Source organism: Pararobbsia silviterrae (assembly GCF_003628125.1).
In the GTDB taxonomy this organism is placed as follows: Bacteria; Pseudomonadota; Gammaproteobacteria; order Burkholderiales; family Burkholderiaceae; genus Pararobbsia; species Pararobbsia silviterrae.
This window is the reverse complement of the sequence record NZ_RBZU01000018.1, coordinates 58546-80827: the sequence shown is the minus strand read 5'-3', so window position 1 is coordinate 80827 and position 22282 is coordinate 58546. Positions and strand designations below refer to the sequence as shown.

20 protein-coding genes are annotated in these 22282 nt (G+C 66.0%); 14 read left to right on the top strand and 6 right to left on the bottom strand.

From position 1 onward, the window contains the following. Window positions 1-23 precede the first annotated feature (23 nt). From D7S86_RS26795 to D7S86_RS26785, 3 genes are all read right to left on the bottom strand, one after another. A complete protein-coding gene (locus tag D7S86_RS26795; protein ID WP_121091167.1) occupies window positions 24-1235 on the bottom strand; it encodes a DUF3443 domain-containing protein in 1212 nt (403 codons plus the stop codon). A 10-nt stretch (window positions 1236-1245) separates the two neighbouring features. Continuing rightward, on the bottom strand, window positions 1246-1770 hold the full coding sequence (locus D7S86_RS26790) for a DUF2844 domain-containing protein (protein ID WP_121091165.1): 525 nt from the start codon (window positions 1768-1770) through the stop codon (window positions 1246-1248). Window positions 1771-2114: 344 nt separating this feature from the next. Beyond that, window positions 2115-2897, bottom strand: a complete 783-nt coding sequence (locus D7S86_RS26785; protein ID WP_240648421.1) for an IclR family transcriptional regulator — start codon at window positions 2895-2897, stop codon at window positions 2115-2117. Window positions 2898-3137: 240 nt separating this feature from the next. On the opposite strand from D7S86_RS26785, the gene D7S86_RS26780 reads away from it, so the two are divergent. The 5 genes from D7S86_RS26780 to D7S86_RS26760 all read left to right on the top strand — a co-directional run bounded on the left by D7S86_RS26780 (window position 3138) and on the right by D7S86_RS26760 (window position 8936). Further along, window positions 3138-4271 (top strand): aldo/keto reductase, encoded by a 1134-nt coding sequence (locus D7S86_RS26780; RefSeq protein WP_121091161.1) that lies wholly within the window; start codon window positions 3138-3140, stop codon window positions 4269-4271. A 75-nt stretch (window positions 4272-4346) separates the two neighbouring features. Further along, window positions 4347-5090, top strand: a complete 744-nt coding sequence (locus D7S86_RS26775) for an SDR family oxidoreductase (RefSeq protein ID WP_121091159.1) — start codon at window positions 4347-4349, stop codon at window positions 5088-5090. A gap of 125 nt (window positions 5091-5215) precedes the next feature. Then, window positions 5216-6061, top strand: coding sequence for an ureidoglycolate lyase (locus D7S86_RS26770; protein WP_121091157.1), 846 nt, complete (start codon window positions 5216-5218; stop codon window positions 6059-6061). A 241-nt stretch (window positions 6062-6302) separates the two neighbouring features. Beyond that, entirely contained in the window at window positions 6303-8423 is a 2121-nt protein-coding gene (locus tag D7S86_RS26765) for an alpha/beta hydrolase family protein (RefSeq protein WP_121091155.1), read from the top strand. Window positions 8424-8561: 138 nt separating this feature from the next. Continuing rightward, window positions 8562-8936 (top strand): DUF6232 family protein, encoded by a 375-nt coding sequence (locus D7S86_RS26760; RefSeq protein ID WP_121091153.1) that lies wholly within the window; start codon window positions 8562-8564, stop codon window positions 8934-8936. 202 nt (window positions 8937-9138) lie between these two features. On the opposite strand, the gene D7S86_RS26755 is transcribed toward D7S86_RS26760, so the two are convergent. Then, window positions 9139-9423 carry a hypothetical protein gene (locus tag D7S86_RS26755; protein ID WP_121091151.1) on the bottom strand — a complete coding sequence of 95 codons (285 nt, stop codon included), beginning with the start codon at window positions 9421-9423 and terminating at the stop codon, window positions 9139-9141. A 52-nt stretch (window positions 9424-9475) separates the two neighbouring features. Between D7S86_RS26755 and D7S86_RS26750 the strand changes: the two genes are divergently transcribed. Both D7S86_RS26750 and D7S86_RS26745 read left to right on the top strand, forming a co-directional pair. Then, the gene (locus D7S86_RS26750) at window positions 9476-9985 is read left to right on the top strand and encodes a hypothetical protein (protein WP_147432489.1); all 510 of its coding nucleotides are present in this window, start codon (window positions 9476-9478) and stop codon (window positions 9983-9985) included. A 130-nt stretch (window positions 9986-10115) separates the two neighbouring features. Beyond that, entirely contained in the window at window positions 10116-11591 is a 1476-nt protein-coding gene (locus D7S86_RS26745; RefSeq protein WP_121091147.1) for a M20 family metallopeptidase, read from the top strand. 5 nt (window positions 11592-11596) lie between these two features. Here the strand turns inward: D7S86_RS26745 and D7S86_RS26740 are convergent, their stop codons facing one another. Beyond that, on the bottom strand, window positions 11597-12625 hold the full coding sequence (locus tag D7S86_RS26740; RefSeq protein WP_121091145.1) for a LacI family DNA-binding transcriptional regulator: 1029 nt from the start codon (window positions 12623-12625) through the stop codon (window positions 11597-11599). Between the two features lie 218 nt (window positions 12626-12843). Between D7S86_RS26740 and D7S86_RS26735 the strand changes: the two genes are divergently transcribed. From D7S86_RS26735 to D7S86_RS26715, 5 genes are all read left to right on the top strand, one after another. Then, complete coding sequence (locus tag D7S86_RS26735; protein WP_121091199.1) at window positions 12844-14835, top strand: beta-galactosidase; 1992 nt, start codon at window positions 12844-12846, stop codon at window positions 14833-14835. A 67-nt stretch (window positions 14836-14902) separates the two neighbouring features. Further along, the gene (locus D7S86_RS26730; protein ID WP_121091143.1) at window positions 14903-16144 is read left to right on the top strand and encodes an ABC transporter substrate-binding protein; all 1242 of its coding nucleotides are present in this window, start codon (window positions 14903-14905) and stop codon (window positions 16142-16144) included. Between the two features lie 269 nt (window positions 16145-16413). Further along, a complete protein-coding gene (locus tag D7S86_RS26725) occupies window positions 16414-17364 on the top strand; it encodes a carbohydrate ABC transporter permease (protein ID WP_121091197.1) in 951 nt (316 codons plus the stop codon). 15 nt (window positions 17365-17379) lie between these two features. Next, complete coding sequence (locus tag D7S86_RS26720; protein ID WP_121091141.1) at window positions 17380-18231, top strand: carbohydrate ABC transporter permease; 852 nt, start codon at window positions 17380-17382, stop codon at window positions 18229-18231. 130 nt (window positions 18232-18361) lie between these two features. Further along, complete coding sequence (locus D7S86_RS26715; protein ID WP_147432488.1) at window positions 18362-19003, top strand: TapB family protein; 642 nt, start codon at window positions 18362-18364, stop codon at window positions 19001-19003. Window positions 19004-19241: 238 nt separating this feature from the next. Here the strand turns inward: D7S86_RS26715 and D7S86_RS26710 are convergent, their stop codons facing one another. After that, window positions 19242-19451: an acid-shock protein gene (locus tag D7S86_RS26710; RefSeq protein WP_121091137.1), complete on the bottom strand. Its 210-nt coding sequence runs from the start codon at window positions 19449-19451 to the stop codon at window positions 19242-19244. Window positions 19452-19844: 393 nt separating this feature from the next. Between D7S86_RS26710 and D7S86_RS26705 the strand changes: the two genes are divergently transcribed. Together D7S86_RS26705 and D7S86_RS26700 are read left to right on the top strand one after the other, a co-directional pair. Further along, window positions 19845-20663, top strand: a complete 819-nt coding sequence (locus D7S86_RS26705; RefSeq protein WP_121091135.1) for an enoyl-CoA hydratase — start codon at window positions 19845-19847, stop codon at window positions 20661-20663. A gap of 238 nt (window positions 20664-20901) precedes the next feature. Next, window positions 20902-22188 carry an MFS transporter gene (locus D7S86_RS26700; protein ID WP_121091134.1) on the top strand — a complete coding sequence of 429 codons (1287 nt, stop codon included), beginning with the start codon at window positions 20902-20904 and terminating at the stop codon, window positions 22186-22188. Window positions 22189-22282: the final 94 nt, after the last annotated feature.

The following is a 22282-nucleotide window of genomic DNA, read 5'->3' as shown; positions in this document are numbered from 1 at the left end:
CGCGCCGCGTCCGGAACATCCGTCTAGAACGCGTAATACGGTCCGGCGCCGGCCGGCGTCGACTGTCCCGAGATCGCGGTGTAGACCGTGCGGCCGTAGAAAAACGGCAGACCGAAGTCGAACAGGCCCGACAGGGAACCGCCGATATCGTCATAGGCGAGATTCCCGCTCGCAAACAGGGACAGTGCGTTGCCGATCGATAAATCGACTGTCGTCGTCGCACCATTCGTGCCCGTGACGGCCACGCTGACGGCGGCTGTCGAAGCCGGGCAGTAGAAGCCGCTCGCCGATGACGTCGGCGAGCATCCGGCGATCGCGCTCGGGAAGAACAGGCCGTTGGAGCCCGAATCGACGAGGCTCTGGTTCAGCGCCGCGCCGCCGTAGGTCGCGGTGAAGCGGCCGCTCGAATCCGTCGTATAGACCGTGACGCCCGACACGCCGTTGTTCGACTGTGTGCCGATGCCGAAAATCACGGCGCCCTGGGCCGCGGCGCTTCCCGCCGCCGGTAGTGACGGCATTTCGATGATCGTGCCGTTGTTGTCGCTCGCGAAGTGCGCGACGGGGTTCGGCACTTGCGCGTCCTGGTCGAGCGTCGTCGTCGAGCACGACGACGCCGTGCAGCCGTAGTAATAATCGAGCGCCTGCTGCTCGCACGACGTGCCGCAGTCGTTCACGAGCGTGCCGACGCCGACGATGCCGTTCGCGCCGAGCGCGGTGACCGTCTGCAGCGGCGTCGAGATCGATGAGCAGGCTTCGGGAATCGCCGGCACGGCGCTGTCGGCGACGATCTCGACGGGAATGCCGCTCGCGAGTTCGTTCGCGATCCGGACATCGGCGAGCCGGACCGCGCCCCAGGTCACGCCGTCCGCGAATTGCGCGCACTCGGCGAGCGTATCGCCGCCCGTCACCGTTTCGAGCGGCAGGCCGAGCGCGGCGATCGCGGCGGAACTGACCAGACGCAGCCCGGCCGAGCCCGTATCGAGCTCGATGTGGTCGACCTGCGTGCACGTCGAGGTGTTCGGCACGCAGATCGTCAGCGTGACGAACGGAATGTTCGGCGCGGTGAGCGTCTGGCCGTTGACGACGGGCCCTGCGCCGACCGTGATCGTCGCCACGTTCGCGCCGCTGACGTCGATCGACGGCGTCCCCGCGTTCGACGATGTGCCGCCGCCCCCTCCGCAGGCCGCCATCACGCAGAGACACGCAAGGGTCACGATCCGCAGGAGCAGGCGCATGCGCGGCCTCCTATTGAATATCGTTCATGGAGAATCCGGCCGGCATCGCGCTGCGCAGGTACGCGGCACCGGAAAACGCACCCATATGGCCCGCCGACATGACGACGAGGTCGTCGAGGACGACGTTCGTGTGCCGGCGCATCGTGCCGCTCGTCTGCGCCGCATTGACGGCCTGGGTGTAGTGCGTGAAATGCGTCGTGCCCAGCAACTGCTTGAGCGGGGGCAGCATCGGGCCCTGCCAGGCCACCGCGAACACGCGGCCCGCCGCCGATACGTATTCGTGTACGACCGTGCCCGAAGGCAAGGTCAGCGTATGACGCGTGACACCCGAGGCGAGTGCGGCGCTGACCGGCTGGGCGCTCGCGCCGAGCGTCGCGACGTCGGTCGAGATCGATCCGGCATCGCTGCCGAGCGTCGCCTGCGCGCACGGTGCGGCGCCGAGCGCGACGATCCATGCGAACGATGCGGCCGGTGCGAGGCGACATACCAGGCGGAACGCGAAGCGGGATACCCGACGCGTCGCGATCGCGGACATGCCGCGGCACGTGTCGTGCGGCCGCGCGGGCCGACGTGTCGGGAGCCCGCGCGCATTGACTGACGACGGCGATGACCGTGCCGACCGCGACGATCGGCGCGGGTCTTGGCTGGATTTCATGGCTGGCTCCGTGTGCGCCGCGGACCGGCGCATGGCGGCACGCCCGCGGCGCGCCGCGTGAGGGCACCGACAGTCGACGGCCGCTCACGCGCTATCGACAAGGATAGACGACGTGCGCGCATTCGATCGCGTGTACGAGTGCGACGCCGGGTCGATCGATTCGCACGCCAAAGGATCGGCTGCGTACGACGCGCGAGCGGACGACCCGCCGGATGGACGGCGCGTTAGCCGGGCGGCATGCGCGCCGCGTCCGACATCGAGAGCTCCGCCGCAGCGTGCTGGAGCAATTCGAGTACCTGGGCGGGCGACGCCGCGGCATGCAGATCGATGCGCCGGATATACGGCGACGTGATGACGGCGAGCGCCGTGCCGTCGGGCGCATAGACCGGGCACGAGATGTCGGTGACGCCGTAGGCCTGGCGGCTCGCGGTGCTGTGATGCCGGTCGGCGCGGACCTGGGCGAGCGTGGCCCGCAATGCATCCGCGCCGATCGGTGTTTCGCCGTCGACCGCGACGTGTTCTGCGAGCATGCGTTCACGTTGCGCATCCGTTTGGAACGCAAGCATGACCGAGCCCGAACCCGTGTCGAGCAGGCTCATCCGCGATCCGAGCCGGATCGACAGGCCCCACGGTCCGGGGCCGTCGCGCTGTGCGATCACGAGGATGTTGCCGCGATCGTAGACGCCGAGGTGACACGACTGCTCGGCATGCTGAACGAAGCGATCCATGATCGGCTGCGCGGCGTCGATGAAGCGCCGGATCGGCGGCTGCTGGTGCGCGAGCGAATAGAGCTTGAGCGTCAGCGCGTAGCGGTCGCCGCTTTCCGAGCGCGCGACATAGTCGCGCGCGACGAGCCGCTCGAGCATCCGATAGATCTCGCTCGCATTGCGTCCGAGCAGTTTGACGATTTCGGCGCGCGTGAGGCCGCGCTCCTGCGTCGAGAGCAGCTCGAGGATGTCGAGGCCCTTGTCGAGGGCGGGCGCGCGATATTTGTCGTGATCGTCCAAATGGGGTCCCTGATGGCGTGCGGTGCGGTCGCGCGGGGCGTATCCCCGGCGTGAACCGGTCCTGCGCAATCCCGCGCGATCGTCCGCATGACGCGTTTTGCACGCGCCTTGACAGCGCGGATGTTCATATAAGAATATTCGATTCATGAGTGAACATAAAGGGGTTGTGCCGCCCTGCGGTCCGCGCGACGTTCGTCGCGTGCCGCGCGATCGCGCACGACACGGAGCGAGACAAACACGATGACGCAGACATCCCCATCGACGCGGGCCGATGACACGGCGCGTGCGGGTGCCGTCGAGGACGGCGTGGCCGCGCATGCCGTTGCGCAGTCTCGGCCGTTTGGGCGGCGCGGGCTTCGCACGACGGCGCTTGGACTCGGCGGTGCGGGTATCGCGGGCTTGTTCCGGGACGTCGGCGAGGCCGACGCGCAGGCCGCGATCGATGCGGCCTGGGAGGCCGGCATCCGGAGCTTCGACGTCGCGCCGTTCTACGGCTACACGCAGGCCGAGCACCGCATGGGACGCAATTTGCGCGCGCGCGAGCGCGACGCATTCGTGCTCTCGACGAAGGTCGGCCGGCTCATGCGGGCGCGCAAGGAGGCCGCGGGCGCGCGGGCGCCGCTCAACGCGGGTGACGCATGGGCGTCGCCGCTGGCGTTCGAGCCGCATTTCGACTACACGTACGACGGCATCCTGCGTGCGTTCGAGGACAGCCAGCAGCGGCTCGGCCTCGCGCGCATCGACGTGATCCTGATTCACGATATCGGCCGCGACACGCACGGCGAACGCGCGGATCACTATTGGCGGCAGTTGCTCGACGGCGGCTTTCGCGCGCTCGACGAGCTGCGCCGCGAACGCGGCGTGCGGGCGGTGGGCCTCGGCGTCAACGAGACGGCGGTCGTGCTCGACGCGATGCGCGAATTCGATATCGACTGCGCGCTGCTCGCGGGCCGATACACCTTGCTCGAACAGGCGTCGCTCGACGCGCTGCTGCCCGAATGCGTGAAGCGCGACGTGAGCATCCTGCTCGGCGGCGCCTTCAATTCGGGCATCCTCGCGCAAGGCACGAAGGGCGACCTCAAGTTCAACTACGACGCCGCGAGCGACGCGATCGTCGCGCGCGTGCGCGCGCTCGAAGCGGTTTGCGACGCGTATGCGGTGCCGCTCGCGAGCGCAGCGCTGCAATTTCCTTATGCGCATCCCGCGATTCGCTGCGTCATGACCGGCGCGCGCAGCGCGCGCGAGGTTCATCAGAACGTCGAGGGTTTCACGCGGACGATTCCGGACGCGTTCTGGCATGCGCTCAAAGACGAAGGTTTGCTGCGCCGCGATGCGCCGACGCCGGCCGACGGCGACGCGCGCGCGGCGTCTTGATTTCGGCATCGACATCGGCAGGATGCGGGCTTCCGGATGGGCCGCACGGACGATCTACACAGAGGAGAAGGCGTCATGGGTAACCGACTCGCGGGCAAGACAGTACTGATTACCGCGGCAGCACAAGGGATTGGGGCAGCGAGCGCGGACTTGCTCGCGAGCGAAGGCGCGCGCGTGATCGCGACCGATCTGCGCACGCAGGCCCTCGCGGGCAAGCCGTACGAGGTCCGCGCGCTTGACGTGCTCGACGCCGCGGCGATCGAAGCGCTCGCCAAGGAGGTCGGCCCGATCGATGTGCTGTTCAATTGCGCGGGATATGTGCACGCGGGCACGATCCTCGACTGCGACGAGAAGGCATGGGATTTCTCGTTCGATCTCAACGCCAAGGCGATGTACCGGACGATTCGCGCATTTTTGCCGGGCATGCTCGAGCGCGGCAAGGGTTCGATCATCAACATGGCGTCGGCGGCATCGAGCGTCAAAGGGGTGCCGAACCGCTTTGCCTATGGCGCGTCGAAGGCTGCCGTGGTCGGCCTCACGAAGGCCGTCGCGGCCGATTTCGTCACGCGCGGGATCCGCTGCAACGCGATCTGCCCGGGCACCGTCGATTCCCCTTCGCTGCATGAACGCATCGAGGCGCAAGCCCAGGAGCAGGGCAAGACCTACGAAGAGGTGCTTGCGGCGTTCGTCGGTCGTCAGCCGATGGGCCGCGTCGCCGACCCGCGTGAGATCGCGGCGCTCGTGCTGTATCTTGCGTCCGATGAGTCTGCTTTCACGACGGGGCAGGCTCACGTCATCGACGGCGGCTGGTCGAACTGATCGGCTCACGGCGAACCCGGTTTTCGATCGATTCAAAAGACGAGATACGGACCGGATTTTTGTGTGATCCGTTCGGGATTTTCCTTGGCGGTACGGATTCGATTGTTTTCAAAAGGACAGACACTATGAAATTGCTTCGATTTGGCGAACGCGGTCAGGAGAAACCGGGTTTGCTCGACGCGAATGGCCGGATTCGCGATCTGTCGTCGATCGTGGCCGATATCGACGGCAGCGTGCTCGGCGATGCGGAACTCGCGAAACTGCGCAAGATCGATCCCGCCTCGTTGCCGCTCGTGGCGCAGGGCGTGCGGATCGGAGCGTGCGTCGGCCGCATCGGGAAGTTCGTCTGCATCGGCCTCAATTATGCGGACCATGCCGCGGAATCGAATTTGCCGATTCCGTCCGAACCGGTCGTCTTCAACAAGTGGACGAGCGCGGTCGTCGGACCGAACGACGACGTCGAGGTCCCGCGCAATTCGAAGAAGTGCGACTGGGAAGTCGAACTCGGCGTCGTGATCGGCAAGCCCGCGAAATACATCGGCGTTGAAAACGCGCTCGATTATGTCGCCGGGTATTGCGTGGTCAACGACGTGTCCGAACGCGAATGGCAGATCGAACGTAACGGCCAGTGGGACAAGGGCAAGGGTTTCGATACGTTCGGCCCGACGGGTCCGTGGCTCGTCACGCGCGACGCAGTGCCCGATCCGCAGAAGCTCGGCCTCTGGCTCGAAGTCGACGGCCATCGCTATCAGAACGGCAATACGTCGACGATGATCTTCTCGGTCGCGCAGATCGTGTCGTATCTGAGTCAGTGCATGAGCCTGCAGCCGGGCGACGTCATTTCGACGGGCACGCCGCCGGGCGTCGGCATGGGCGTCAAGCCCACGCCGGTGTTCCTGAAGGCCGGCCAGACGATGCGGCTCGGCATCGACGGACTCGGCGAGCAGCAGCAGCGTACGATCCAGGCCTGAACCGCGTTCGATCGGCGCCGGCAGCGCGTCCGGCAAGGCCATGCCGGCGCGCGCGGCCGGGACGCGCGAGATATGCCACGTTTGACGACGTGGCGTTTTTTTTTGCGGCGGGCGCGGGCGGCGATCGCGTGACGTTCGCTGCCTGCCGCTGCGTGCGCGACGACGTGTTTCGAACGTGCATATCGCGACATCGCGGTCGATTTCTAATTCAGGCTCCTGTGCCTGAGAGAGGATCGACACCATGACCGATGTTTCCGTGAGCAAGACGCCGTCCGTTCCAGGCGTGCACGACGCACGTCGCGCCGCGCGCGCTGCTGAGTCGCCGCGGGAAGACACGCGCGCGGCGGGTGCGCCGCCTGCTGACTCGGCATCCGAATCGCCATCCGATCCGTCGGCGCGCGCCGCCAACGTCGAATCGCCCAAGCGCAATTTGGTGGCCGGCAAGCAGACGTCCGGCGACGGCGGCACACGGATCGTCGTTCAGCCGCGAGCGCGCAACGGCAGATTGGGTGAGGCCGTCGTGGTGTTCGAGGGCGCGCCCGATGCAAGGGTTACGCTGCATGGATGGCTCGGCGATTCGAATCTGCTCGTGCGGGCGCCGGCTGGCGCGTCGCAGGTCAATCACGTCTGGAAAGTCTCGTCCGACGGACGCACGCGGGTCGACATGACCGCGGCGCTTGGCGACGTGAGCCGTGTCCGGATCGTCGATCGAGGCGCGTCGTTGCTTGTCTACGCGACGGACCTCGCGGACGGCAAGACGATCAAGCGCTATCTCGTCGACGCGAGTACGTTCGAGGCGCGCGATACGGGACGCGCGCTCGATGTCGAGGACGCCTCGATCGAAGAGAGCGGTGAGGACGCCCGAGGTCTGCGGTATCGGCGCGATGTCGCGGATCGTAACGGCGTGGTTCGTGTGACCGTCGAGGGTCCGCAAGGCTTCGGCAAAGTCGTGTATCGGAGCGCGGCCGATGCGCCGTATCGCGTGATTGCAAGGCCGAACTTCTACGAGTCGTTCGTCGTGCTCGGTTTTACGCAGGACAACAAGCGACTCATCGTTCGCTCGAACATCGAGACCGACCGGGTCGTGCTCGCGGAATTCGATCCCGAACTCGGCAAGCAGACGCGCATCCTGTTTGTCGAGCCCGGCGCCGATGTCACGAGTGCGGTGATGAAGGAAGACGGCGACGGGACGGCGGTGCGCGAAGTTTTAACCATGAAGAACGGCCGCGAGCGGCAGCGCATCGTCGATCCTGCGTTCAAGCGTGTCCACGACGCGGTCGCTCAAAAATTGGGGGACGGCAAATTCACGCTCACGGTGCCGGATTTCGAGGCCGGATTCTGCCGTGTCGATGCGGACGGCAGCCGCGGGCCGAGCGTATGGCTCTACGACATCGCTCGCGATCGCCTCGTCCAGATCGCGCGGCCCAAGGGGCGCGATGTGCCGTCGACGCAGAGTGTCAAGCGGCCCATTCAATTCCGCGCGCGCGACGGACTTCGCGTATCCGGATACTTCAGCGCGCCGCAGCGCATGCCGACGCGCGGCGGCACCGGCGGCCCTCCGCCGATGGTCGTGCTCGTCCACAGCGGTCCGTTTGCGTCGGATGGAGCGGGATACGACGAGCAGGTTCAATGGTTCACGAGCCGCGGCTATGCGGTATTGCAGGTCAACTATCGCGGATCGTCGGACTATGGCAAGGCGTTCGCGCGCGCTGGCGATCGGCAGTGGGGCCGGGCCATGCAGACGGATCTCGCCGACGGCGTCGACTATGTGCTTCGACGGGGCTGGGCGGACGGTCGGCGCGTCGCGATTATGGGTCTGAGCTACGGCGGGTATGCCGCACTCGCGGGAGCGACGCTCGATCCGAAGCGCTATGCGGCGGCGATTTCGATCGGAGGACTGTCGGACCTGGCCAAGCAGGTCGTTGATATCGACGTATCGCCTGAACAAAAAGCCTTCATGTATGAACGCCATGGCGACCCAGGCAACGCGGCCGACATGACGATCATCCACGATACGTCGCCACTGAATTTCGCCGAGCGCGTCAAACATCCCGTCTTGCTGATGCATGCGCGTCGGGACCCTGCCGTGCCGGTTTCGCATAGCGAGCGTATGGCCGAAGCGTTGCGGACGGCGGGCAAATCCGTCGAGACGATGTTCGTCGACCGGGACACCCATGCGGTCGACGACGATATGTATCCGGTCATCGAAGCGTTTCTCGCGAAGCATCTGGCGCGACGGGCCGGAAAACCGGCGACCGACGGCAGCAAGGTCAAGCCGATCAGCGAGCACCGAACGCCGGCTCGGGGATCGGCGCCATCGGCGGGCGCGGCGATCCCTTCGCTGAGCGCACGACCCGTTTGAGTGCGATTGACGCCGCCGATTCTTGCGGGGCGTCGGAGCGCGTGGGGTTCGGCGTGCGCATAGGCTGTGATAACGTCTGGAGTTTTGTGGACCGCCGCGCGAGTGCGCGGCGGTCCACGGCACGATGAGCGCGCATCCATGATTGCATTCAACGAAAACGGCGTGTCGGTCACGGAGACCGCCGTCAATATTCCGGGTCAGCCGCTTCGGATCAGCGATATCCGATCGACGCGCGTCGTGTCGGACGCGCGCCGATTCGCGTTGCCGGTTTCGATCTCGATCATCGGCCTGGTCCTTGTCGTCATCGGCTTCATACGCACGTCGGGGGCGTTCTGGGTGCCGGGCATCATGCTCGTCGTCGTCGGCTGGCTCGCCTGGTGGGCGCAGGATACGAAGCATCGGCTCTTTGTCGGCACCGAATCCAAGGGCGAGGTCGAGGCGCTCGTGAGCGCCGACCTTGCTTTCCTTCACCGCGTCGTCGCTGCGATCGACGGCGCACGCGGTTCGCGTTAGGCCCGGCCGCGCGATCGACGCGCGAGCCTTCGTTCGACGGCGACAGCCAAGGCGCGCAGGACGCGCGTCGCGATATCTCGGCTGCATTTTGTGTAGGGTGATTCCTCTCCTTGTTTAGGTTGTGTGCGCGCTCGTGTTCCGACGAACGCGCGGCAGCGCCGTGCCCGCGTCTTCGCTCGATTTCGCATGCTACAAACGCGCCTCACACGGGCATCCGCCCGATGTGTATGCCCAGCAGAGGCGTATTTGAGTATCCGGGGTAGCCGGAACGAGGGAGTGCGATGAAAGCAAAAGCAGGTATCAAGTTTGGCTGGATGGGGCTGATGGTCGTCGGCGCAATGAGCGCCGCACACGCGGATGACATGGGACACGCGTCGATGAGCGGCGCGCCGAACACCGCTGCATCCATGCCCGCCGGTGCGTCGATGCCGGCCGCCGCGTCCATGCCGGCCGGTGGGTCGATGTCGATGCCGACCGCCGCGTCCATGTCGGCCGGCGGGTCGATGCCGGCCGCCGCATCGATGTCTGGCGCTGCGTCAATGCCGAGCGCTGCGTCGATGCCGGGCGCCGAGTCGATGCGGACGTCGTCGGCATACGGATCGGCCGAGCATCATGCGAAGCATGGCTACACGTCGACCATACACGGCGAGATCCTCGCGCGCGTCATGAAGATCGACGCATCGTCGGGCATGATGGAAGCGCGCGGCGACGACGGCATCGAGCGCCGTTTCATGCTCGATCCGAAGGCGCGCCGGTCCGCGTGGTCCGTCAAGGCCGACGATACGGTCAAGATCGAATTTGATCGTGACGTGACGGTGTCGATCAAGCCTCAGGGCGAGAAGGCAAAGCGGGGTATGAACGACCACGAATTCGATGCGACCGTCGTCGGCATGAACCCGGAGACGCATATCGTCTCGCTCCAGGGGCCGAGGGGCAATATGATCGACATCGACGTCGAGCATGCCGAGATCTTCGACAAGATGAAGGTCAACACCGTCGTTCACGTCGACTACGGGCGTCCGATGGCGATGTCGGTGACGCGGCCCTGACACCGTTCCGGTAACGGGCTGATCCCGCGCGCGAACTTCCCCGCCCTGCCGGGCGGCGAAGTTCGCGCGATCGGGGCCGGTTGCCTACAATACGGGGGTTCCGACTTTCAAAAGAAGCAGGAGAGCCCCCATGAATGCCGATGAATCCGTGGCGCACGCCGCGACTGACGAAGTCCATCGCCTCGACCCGGAGGCGCTGCGCCAATTTGTCGAGCGCAAGTGGGACGACGAGATCGTCCATGCGCTGACCGACTACATCGCCGTGCCCGCGAAGAGTCCGATGTTCGACGCCGACTGGGCGCGTCATGGTTTCATCGACCGTGTCGTGACGGACGCGGCCGCATGGGCCGAGGCCCAGCGCGTGACGGGTCTCAAGGTCGAGGTGATCCGGCTCGCGGGCCGCACGCCGGTCATCTTCTTCGAAGCGCCCGCGACGCGCTCGGGCAGCACGGACACGATCGTGCTCTACGGCCATCTCGACAAGCAGCCCGAATTCGACGGCTGGCGCAGCGATCTCGGCCCGTGGACACCCCGATATCTCGACGGAAAACTCTATGGACGCGGCGGCGCCGACGACGGCTATGCGATCTACGCGAGCCTCACCGCGCTCGCGGCGCTCGATGCACAGGGCGTTGAACGTCCGCGCTGCGTCGGCCTGATCGAGACCTGCGAGGAATCGGGCAGCTACGATTTGCTGCCGTATATCGACGCGCTGCGCGAGCGTCTCGGCGACGTGAGTCTCGTCGTCTGCCTTGACTCGGGGGCGGGGAATTACGATCAACTCTGGCTCACGACGTCGCTGCGCGGCGTGGTCGCGGGCAGTCTCGACGTCGAGGTGCTCGACGAGGGCATTCACTCGGGCAATAGCGGAATCGTGCCGTCGAGTTTTCGTATCCTGCGGCATGTGCTCGAACGTCTCGAAGACAGCGCAACGGGCAATCTGTTACCGCCGGGGTTTCACTGCGCGATCCCCGAGAAGCGCCTCAGCGAGGCCGAGGCGACCGCGGCGATTCTCGGCGACGACGTCTGGCGCAAGCAGCCCTGGGCATGCGGTCAGGACGGCCAATCGGTGTTGCCGGTCACGACGGATGCGAAAGAGGCGCTGCTCAATTCGACCTGGCGCCCGGCGTTATCGGTGACGGGGGCCGCGGGCTTGCCGTCGCTCGAGAACGCCGGCAACGTGCTGCGTCCGCGGACCGCGTTCAAGCTGTCGCTGCGCTTGCCGCCGCTCGTCGATGCGGTCGAGGCGATGGGCGAACTCAAGCGGCTGCTCGAACTCGATCCGCCGTATAACGCGAAGGTCACGTTCTCGTCGGAATCGGGACCCGCGACGGGCTGGAGCGCGCCTGAACTCGCGCCGTGGCTCGCGACGGCACTCGATCGCGCGTCGCGCCGGCACTATGGCGCGGACTGCGCGTATATGGGGCAGGGCGGCACGATTCCGCTGATGAACGTGCTCAAGGAAGGGTTTCCGAAATCGCAGTTCATGGTGTGCGGCGTGCTGGGGCCGAAGTCGAACGCGCACGGCCCGAACGAGTTTCTGCATGTGCCGTACGCGAAGAGGTTGACGTCGACGGTGGCCGAGGTCATCGCGGCGGCACCCTGACTCGGCTAGCCGCGCGACGGCGCCGGTCCGGTCGACTTGCGCACAACGAGCTGCGGTTCGCCGGCGATCCAGGTCGTTGGCTCCTTCGGCGTGTCGTGAATCAGTTCGAGCACGAGTTCGACGGCCATTTCGGCGGCTTGCGCGGTCGGTACGGCCACGGTCGTCAGCGCGGGCCGCGACAGGCGTGCCCAATGAATGTCCGTGATCCCGATGACCGACAAGTCTTCGGGCACGCGCAGCCCCCGGTCGGCCGCCGCATGGAGTACGCCGAGCGCCGGGAAATCGTTCGAGACGAAGATCGCCGTGAGATCCGGCGACGCGTCGAGCAAGTCCATCGCCGCGGCGTAGCCGCCTTCGACGTCGTCCTCGACGAAACGCGTCTCCTGTTCGAGCTTCGCCGGCAACGATGCGTCGACCTGCGCGAGCGCATCGACAAGTCCCACGTAGCGAATCGCCTGCACGCCATTGGGCGCGCTGCCGACGATCGCGCCGATACGCCGATGACCGAGTTCGAGCAGATGCCGCGCGGCCAGGCGGCCCGCCTGGCGGAAATCGACCGCGATGCATGACAAACCCGGCGGATCGTCGGGCCGTTCCCACATGCAGAGCACGACCGACGCGCCGCGCCGTTGCGTCTTGATCAGATCGTCGAAGTGCAGATCCGCGTTCATGACGAGCACGCCCTGCGAGAGCGTGCCTGCGATCCGGTCGAGATACGCGCTGCCGACGTTGCTGTCGTCGTCGGTGTTGCAGACGAGCAGGAAGTGGCCGCGCTTGCGCGCCGCGCGTTCGGCTTCGAGCGCGAATTCGGGATAAAACGGGTTCGCGATCGACGACACCATGAGCGCGAGCGTCGGCCCACGGCCCTCCGCGAGCGCGCGCGCGGTCAGATTCGGCCGGTAGCCGAGCGCCTCGACCGACGCGAGCACACGCTCGCGCGTCGCGGCGCCGACCTTGCCGCGATTGCGCAGCACGTTCGAGACGGTCGCGGGCGTCACGCCCGCATGCCGGGCGACTTCAGTGAGTGTGGTCATGAATGGTTCCGTATTCCCGCGCGCATCGCATCGCGCGGGAAGGCGCGTGCACCGGTCTTCGACGCCGCGCAGCCCCCATTGTGCTCAAGATTCGGGTTCACGTTAATGTCACGGGTTAACGCCAACTTGAGTAGGGTTAAGCGCTTGAGCTACAGTATTTCGGCTAAGGTTAAGCGCTTAATCTATTTTTGAGTTCGATAGGAGTCTCCATGTCCGACCTGCGCCTCGGCGTCTGTTATTACCCCGAGCACTGGGACGAGGCCGTCTGGGCCGACGATGCGCGCCGGATGCGCGAACTCGGTATCCGGCGTGTCCGGATCGCGGAATTCGCATGGAGCCGCATCGAGCCGTCGCGGGGCCAATACGACTGGGCATGGCTTGATCGCGCCGTCGCGACGCTCGCCGACGCGGGTCTCGAGATCGTCATGTGCACGCCGACGGCGACGCCGCCGAAGTGGCTGATCGACGCCCACCCGGGCATTCTCCCGGTCGGTCCCGACGGTCGCACGCGCGCGTTCGGTTCGCGCCGGCATTACGACTTTTCCTCGCCCGAATACTTCGCGGCGGCCGGCGAGATCGCGCGCCAGGTCGCGCAACGCTATGGCCGGCATCCGGCCGTGACGGCCTGGCAGATCGACAACGAGTTCGGGTGCCATATGACGGTCGTGTCGTATTCGGCGCACGCGGTCGCGCGGTTTCGCGCATGGCTCGCGCAGCGCTACGGCACGATCGCCGCATTGAACGCGGCCTGGGGCACGGTGTTCTGGAGCATGGAATACCGGTCGTTCGACGAGATCGACGCGCCGATCGGCACGGTCACCGAGGCGCATCCCGCGCACCGGCTCGACTATCGGCGCTTTGCATCGGACGAGGTCGTGCGCTTCAACCGTATGCAGGTCGACACGGTCCGCGCCCATTCGCCGGATCGCATGGTCGTCCACAATTTCATGCAGTTGTTCGGCGAGTTCGATCACTACGATGTCGCGGCCGATCTCGACGCAGCGACCTGGGACAGCTATCCGCTCGGCGGCCTCGAGGAGGCATGGTTCGACGCCCCGACGAAGGCGCGCTGGCTGCGCACGGGGCACCCCGACTACGCGTCGTTCAACCACGATCTCTACCGCGGGATGTCAAAGCAGCCGTTCTGGGTCATGGAGCAGCAGCCCGGTCCCGTGAACTGGGCGCACTGGAACCCCGCGCCGCTCGCGGGCATGGTCCGGACCTGGAGCTGGGAGGCGTTCGCGCACGGCGCGGGCACCGTGTCGTATTTCCGCTGGCGCCAGGTGCCGTTCGCGCAGGAGCAGATGCATGCGGGCCTGAACACGCCCGACAACCGGCTCGATATCGGCGGACACGAGGCGCGCGCGGTCGCCGACGAGATCGCGAAGCTGCCGGCGACACTCGAACAACCGCGTTCGAGCGTCGCGCTCGTGTTCGATTACACGTCGAAGTGGCTGTTCGACATTCACCCGCAGGGCCTCGACTTCCACTACACGCGGTTCGCGTTCGAATACTATTCGGCGCTGCGTTCGCTGGGTCTGGACGTCGACATCGTCTCGAAGGACGCGGCGCTCGACGGCTATCGTCTGATCGTCGTGCCGTCGCTCGCGATCGTCGACGACGCGTTCGTCGCGCGGCTCGCGAAGAGCGGCGCGCAGCTCGTATTCGGCCCGCGCACGGGGTCGAAGACCGATTCGCTCGCGATTCCGTCGAATCTGCCCGTCGGTCCGCTCGCATCGCTGTTGCCGTTGCGCGTCTGGCGCGTCGAATCGATGCGGCCGAATGCGACGCTGCCGGTCGACTATCAGGGCCGCAGCGGCACGGCGCGCCACTGGCGCGAGTTCATCGACCCGGTCGATGGCGCGCAGGCGCTCGCCTCGTACGCGGACGGCGGCGCGGCGGTGTTGCGCTACGGCAAAGGCGTCTATCTCGCGAGCCTGTTCGACGACGCGACGACGCGCGCGATCCTGCGCGACGCCGCGCACGCGGCCGGCATCCCGACGCAATCGCTCGACGAGGGCGTGCGGCTATCGCGTCGCGCGGGCCTCACATTCGTATTCAACTATGGCGAAACGACGTATGCGTTGCCGCCCGGCGCGACGGTCGTCTTCGGCGACGCCGAGGTCAAGCCAAGACAGGTCACGGTGTACCGAGCCGCGCGTGAAGACGCGGCGCTGACCCGCGAGGCGGCCACCGCGCTCGCTTCCTAGCGGTGGAATCCCGCGGCGTTGTGAATCGATGGCAGCACAATAAAACCCTGATCAAGGAGACACGAGCATGACGAAATTCCGATTGGCAGCCGGGATTGCGGCGCTTGCCGCAATCGGCCTCGCAGGCGTGGCACACGCGGGCGAACTCGATATCAACGTCGCGTTCAAGGGCGCGAGCCAGCGCGCGGTCTGGCAGTCCGTCTTCGACGACTTCCACAAGGCCAACCCCGACATCGAGGTCAAGGCGTCGTATATCGACGAGGAAGCGTACAAGGTGCAGCTCCCGCAATGGCTCTCGACGGTTGCACCGGACGTCGTCAACTGGCACAACGGCGAGCGCATGAAGTACTACGCGCGCCGCAACCTGCTCGAGGATCTGAGCGGCGACTGGAGCAAGAACGGCTGGAACGACACGTACGCATCGACGAAGGAAGCGTCGACCTTCAACGGCAAGCAGTACGCCGCGCCGACCGTCTATTACTCGTGGGGGATGTTCTACCGGAAGGACCTGTTCCAGAAGGCCGGCATCGCCGCCGAGCCGAAGACCTGGGATGAGTTCCTCGACGCCGCGAAGAAGCTCAAGGCCGCGGGCATCACGCCGGTCGCCGTCGCGGGCCGCGATGCATGGACGCTCGCGGGCTGGTTCGACTATCTCGATCTGCGCATCAACGGCAACGACTTCCATCAGAAGCTCATGGCCGGCGACGTGCCGTACACCGATCCGCGCGTGAAGAAGGTCTATACGACGTGGAAGCAATTGATCGACGACAAGACGTTCGAGGACAACGCGCTGTCGTTCGATCTCGACGCCGCTCAGCCGTTCCTGTTCCAGGGCAAGGCCGCGATGATGCTGATGGGCACGTTCATCTCGGCGGGCTTCCCGGCGAACATCAAGGATCAGATGGGCTACTTCCAGTTCCCGATCATCGATGCGAAGGTGCCGACCGCCGAAGACGGTCCGATCGAATGCCTGAACATTCCGGCGAAGGCCAAGCACAAGGCCGAAGCGCACAAGTTCCTGGCATTCGTCGGCACGCCCGAGATCAGCGCGCGCCTGGCCGAGGGACTCGGTTCGCTGCCCGCGAACAGCAAGTCGCCCGAACCCGCGGATCCGATCAACAAGATCGGCTTCCAGATTCTGTCGACGACCAAGGGCGGGATCGCGCAGTTCTATGATCGCGACATGACGAAGGAAATGGCCGATGAAGGCATGAAGGCCATGCAGCAGTTCGTCGCCGATCCGTCGAAGCTCGACGATCTGCTGACGCAACTCGAAGCGACGCGTAAGCGCATTTACCACAAGTCCTGATCCCGTTTTGTCAGGGGCAGGTAGCAGGACCCGGTAGGACCCAGTAGGACCCCGCAGGACCGCTTCGGTCGCCGCCCGCGCAAGGTTCGTCTCGCGCGGGCGGCGACGGCCAGTATGGGTCGGAGCCGATGCGCGACGGCCGCCGGTACGCGGGTTGCGTGCATGCAGGTGCGCTCGGGGGCGCTCGGGTGCGCCCAACCGGGGTTGGGCGACGCACGCCGCCGCACGATACGCCTGCGGGGATGCAGGGCTCAGGAGTTTTCATGTCGATGTCTTCAGACCGGCCGGCGCGCGATGCCGGCGACGTTCCGGCGACGCAAGCCGCGCACGGCGCGATGCGTTCGAACTGGCCGACCGCGCGGCGGCGTCATCGCGCGGGTCATCACGGCCGCGCCGCGTTTTTCTTCCTGCTGCCGGCGTGCGCGATGTTCGCCGTGTATATCGTGTATCCGATTCTCTCGTCGTTCTGGCTGAGTTTGTACGACTGGGACGGCATGGCCGAGAAGACCTTCATCGGCCTCGGCAATTACATCGAGCTGCTGCACGCGCCGACGTTCTACACGGCGCTCAAGAACAACGTGCTCTGGCTCGTGTTGTTCTTGCTCGCGCCGCCGATGGGACTCGCGGTCGCGCTCTATCTGAACCAGCAGATTCGCGGCATGCGGATCGTCAAGTCGCTGTTCTTCGCGCCGTTCGTGCTGTCGGGCGTCGTCGTCGGCCTGATCTTCAGTTGGTTCTACGATCCGACGTTCGGCCTGCTCGCCAAGGTCCTCGGTCACGGCGTGCCCGTGCTCGGCGACGCGCGCTACGTGACGTTCGGCATCATCTTCGCCGCGCTCTGGCCGCAGACGGCCTACTGCATGATCCTTTATCTCACCGGGCTCACGACGATGAATCCCGAGCCGATCGAGGCCGCGCGCATCGACGGCGCGCGCGGCTGGAAGATGTTCTGGTACATCGTGTTGCCCGAACTGCGGCCCGCGACGTTCATGGCGATCGTCGTGACCGTCATCGGCGCGCTGCGCAGTTTCGACCTGATCTCGGTCATGAGCGGCGGCGGGCCGTACGAGAGCTCGACGGTGCTCGCGTACTACATGTACGACCAGGCCATCAAGTACTACCGGCTCGGTTATTCGGCCGCGATCGCCGTCGTGCTGTTCGCGATCATGCTGATCTATATCGTTTTCCAGCTGCGCAGAATGCTGCGCGGCGAGCGCTGAGCGCAGGAGCCCCTCATGTATCCGATGCCGATCGAGAAGTGGCGTCCCGCGACCCGCACGATCTACAAGATTTCCGTCCCGATCGCCTTGCTGATCTGGCTGCTGCCGATGCTCGCGGTGCTGCTGACCTCGATGCGTTCGGCCGACGAGCTCGCGCTCGGCAACTACTGGGGATGGCCCCACGATCTGTCGCCGATCGGGAACTACCGCGATGCGCTGACGACCTCGCCGATGCTCCACTATTTCTGGAACAGCGTGCTGATCACCGTGCCGTCGGTCGTCGGCGCGATCGCGCTCGCGTCGATGGCGGGCTACGCGCTCGCGATCTACGCGTTCCCGGGGAACACGGTGCTGTTCGCGGTGTTTATCGCGGGCAATTTCGTGCCCGTCCAGATTCTGATGATTCCCGTGCGCAATCTGTCGCTCGCGCTCGGCCTCTACAACACGGTCTGGGCGCTCGTGCTGTTCCATACCGCGTTTCAGACGGGGTTCTGCACACTGTTCCTGCGCAACTTCATCAAGCAGTTGCCGTACGAGCTCATCGAATCGGCGCGCATCGAGGGGGCAAGCGAGTGGCGTGTGTTCTATACGATCGTGCTGCCGCTGATTCGTCCCGCGCTCGCGGCGCTCGCCGTGCTCGTCTTCACGTTCGTCTGGAATGATTATTTCTGGGCGCTCTGCCTGACCCAGGGCGACGACGCGGCGCCGATCACGGTCGGCGTCGCGGCGCTCAAGGGGCAGTGGACGACGGCCTGGAATCTCGTGTCGGCCGGATCGGTGCTGGCGGCCTTGCCGTCGGTCGCGATGTTCTGGGCCATGCAGCGCCACTTCGTCGCGGGGCTGACGTTCGGCGCGACGAAAGGCTAGCGCGCGCCGACCTGAGACGAACGGAAATGTTCTCGCGGGTCGCGCGCGTCGGAACGCGCGCGCGATGTTGGTATAGTGGCAGCCGCGATAACGTATGGCCGCACGGGCCGCCCCCTGGAGGAAGACATCGATGTTGAAGAAGCAGACGGTATCGGCGCTCGCGTGCGCATGGAGCCTCGCCGCGGCGACCGCCGCATTGGCGCAGCCCGTCCCGCTGACGACGGCGCAGGCGCCCAAATTCGTTCCCGGTGATTCGTGGACCTATGCGATCTCCGATCCGCGCCAGCCGAGCCGGACGTTTTCGTTCGTGCAGACGGTCGATACCGTCAACGGCGATACGATCGGCGTGACGATCAGCAACCTGAGCGGCACGATGCCGGCGTCGTTCGACGCGAACGGCAATCTGACGAGCAACGGCAACAAGCAATACCTGCCGAGCGACGGCAAGCTCAAGTTCCCGATGAGCGCCGGCAGCACGTGGACGAGCAACTTCACGACGCGCACGAGCAACGGTGATGCCACGACCACGCTCAACGCGAAGGTCACGGGCGTCGACTCGATCGAGACGACGGCGGGCACGTTCCAGGCATTCCGGATCGAGTCGACGGGCAACGTCTCGGCGCCGAACGGCAAGTATTCGTTCACCGAAACCGACTGGTACGCGCCGGCGGCCAAACGGATCGTCAAGTTCCAGTTCAGCGGCGCGGCGGCCGACGGCAGCACGTTCGGCACGCAGGCGGTGCTCCAGACGATGGAGATCAAGCAGCAGTAAGGCCGATCGGCGACGCACGCGCGGGGCGGCACCGGTCGCCCGACGTGCGACGTTGATGCAGTGACTGATGCAGTGATTTTTGCGGTGATTAGCAGCGGCACACGCGTGGCGGACCGAACGCCGCGACCGGAGATCGATCCGGCGCGTGCGCGGTTCGACGGCAGCGTGTGCCGTTTTTCGTCGAGCGCGCGAACGATTCGCGCGCTCGAAACCGGACAGGGTACCGGGGCGACGCGGATCAGTTCGACGCGGCCGAAGCGGCTGAGGCGGCCGGCGCCTTCTTCGACTTCTTCACGCGCTTCTTGTGCTTGACCGGCGGCACGCCGTACGAGCTTTGCGCGGCCGATGCCTGTGCATCAGGTTGCGTCGCCGACGCAGGGGCGGCGGCGAACGCCGGAATAGCGGCCATGCTGCTTGCGGCGACCAGGATAGTGAGCCAGCGCTTCATTGAGCAATCTCCAGACAGATAAATAGAAGTGACGTCGATTCGCGGACGAACGAGACGGCTCGGCCGCGGGATCGATCGCATGTACATCGCGCAAACCGCTGTGAGTATCTCTGTTTAAAAATCATGCCGCACTGCGGCATGAGCCGTGTTTGATTCGCCACACAGCCCGTGGCGCCTGGGTGACCGCCAGTATGCCGATTGACGCGGTGCGGCGCGCGATACGGGCCGATCGTCGAGCGGCGCGTATGCCTGGCGTCAGCCGCGCCATATGTCGCCCGAATATTGTCGGGATACGGGGCCCTCGTGACGCTCGCGTGCGTTGCGCATTGCACGATTGCGCGCGCGCTTCGACAATCCGTTCGTTTCCCCTTCGATCGAACGAGGCCATCGCTCATGTCGTCCACGCCGTCTGTATCGTCCCCATCGTCTTCCCCCGCCGTTTATGAACATCTGCTCGTCGAAACCCGCGGGTCGGTCGGGCTCGTCACGCTGAACCGGCCCAAGGCGCTCAACGCGCTGAACCTCGCGCTCATCGACGAACTCGTCGCCGCGCTCGAGGCGTTCGACGCCGACGAAGCGATCGGTTGCATCGTGCTCACGGGCAGCCAGAAGGCGTTCGCCGCGGGCGTCGATATCAGCATGATGGCCGGCTATTCGTATATGGACGTGTTCAAGTCGAACTACCTCGGCGCGAACTGGTCGCGGCTTACCGCGATCCGCAAGCCGGTCATCGCGGCGGTCGCGGGCTTCGCGCTCGGCGGCGGGTGCGAGCTCGCGATGCTTTGCGACTTCATCATCGCGGCCGACAACGCGCGCTTCGGTCAACCCGAAGTCAAGCTCGGCGTGCTGCCGGGCTGCGGCGGCACGCAACGCTTGCCGCGCGCCGTATCGAAGGCGAAGGCCATGGATCTGTGTCTGACCGGACGCATGATGGACGCCGAAGAGGCCGAGCGCGCGGGACTGGTGTCGCGCGTCGTGCCGCTCGATGCGCTGCTCGACGAGGCGCTCGCGGCCGCGACGACGATCGCGAGCTATTCGCAGCCGATCGTCATGATGATCAAGGAGGCCGTCAACCGCGCCTATGAGACGCCGCTCGCCGAAGGGCTGCTGTTCGAGCGCCGCGTGTTTCATTCGGCGTTCGCGACCGACGATCAGAAGGAGGGCATGGCCGCGTTTCTCGAAAAACGTACGCCGGTGTTCAAGCATCGATAGCGGCCGGGGCGCGGGGGCCGTGCGATCGGGCACGGGGCGAGGCAAGGCAAGGCAAACCAGGGTCGGACAGGGCCGAGCAAGCCAGGGCCAGACCCGACGGAGCCGGGCCGCGCATGCATGCGATCGCCACGCCCGCCGCCCCGTTTTGTCCGTTTTCTTGTGCGCCTATGGCAAACATCCATCGTGACGCGCTCCTACAATCGAGCTTCCCTTGCGATTTTCGAGATCAGGCTTCCCGATGAATGCACTTTCCCGCCTCGTCGCGCCGCGTTTTCACTATGGATGGATCGTCGCGGCCGTGGTCTTCTGCGTGTTGCTGGCGACGGCCGGCACGCGCGCGACGCCGAGTGTGCTCATGCTGCCGCTCGAACACGCGTTCGGCTGGAGCCGCGCGACGATCTCGCTCGCGATCTCGGTCAATCTCGCGCTCTATGGCCTGACGGGGCCCTTCGCGGCGGCCGCGATGCAGCGTTTCGGCGTGCGTCCGACCGTCGTGACCGCGCTGCTCGTGCTCGCGAGCGGCGTCGCGCTCAGTTCGCTGATGACGCGCCCGTGGCAATTCGTCGTCACCTGGGGGCTGATGGTCGGGTCCGCGACAGGCGTCGCCGCGCTGACCCTGTCGGCGACCGTCGTGAGCCGCTGGTTCACGCATCGCCGCGGACTCGTGATGGGCATCCTGACCGCGAGCACCGCGACGGGGCAGCTCGTGTTCCTGCCGATGCTCGCCGCCGTCGTCGAGCATGCGGGCTGGCGCGCGGTCATCGCGATCGTCGCGGGCGTCGTGCTCGTCGTGACGCCGCTGTTCTGGTTCCTGCTCCGCGAGCGGCCGTCGGATCTCGGACTGCGGCCCTACGGCGAAGCGTCCGACGCGCCGATCGTCACGCACGCGCCGACCGGCAACCCGCTCGTGACGGCGTTCTCGGCGCTGTTTTCGGCCGCGCGCACGCGCGACTTCTGGTTGCTGTCGGGCAGCTTCTTCATCTGTGGCGCGAGCACGAACGGGTATGTCGGTACGCATCTGATCGCGATGTGCGCCGACTACGGCATCGATGAAGTCCGCGGCGCGGGGCTGCTCGCGGCCATGGGCATCTTCGACCTGTTCGGCACGACGTTCTCGGGCTGGTTGTCGGACCGATTCAATAGCCGCTATCTGCTGTTCTGGTACTACGGTCTGCGCGGGCTTTCGCTGATCTATCTGCCGTTCGCGTTCGGATTCGAGTTCTTCGGCTTGCCGCTGTTCGCGCTGTTCTACGGGCTCGACTGGATCGCGACGGTGCCCCCGACCGTGCGGCTCGCGAACGATGTCTACGGCAAGAGCGCCGCGCCGATCGTGTTCGGCTGGGTCGTGGCCGGGCATCAGCTCGGCGCCGCGTTCGCCGCGCTCGGCGCGGGGTATCTGCGCGCGAGCCTCGGCAGCTATACGGTCGCGTCGGTGATCTCGGGCAGTCTGTGCCTGTGCGCGTCGCTGATGGTGCTGCAGATCAACCGGCGCCGCACGGGGACCCCCGAACTCGCGTCTGCTTAACGTACGTGCGGTACGCGCGGTACGCGCGGTCGCGGCGCACGGCGAGGCTGCGAGGCGTTTCTCTCGACCGACTCTTCGTTCAGAATGGCGGGCA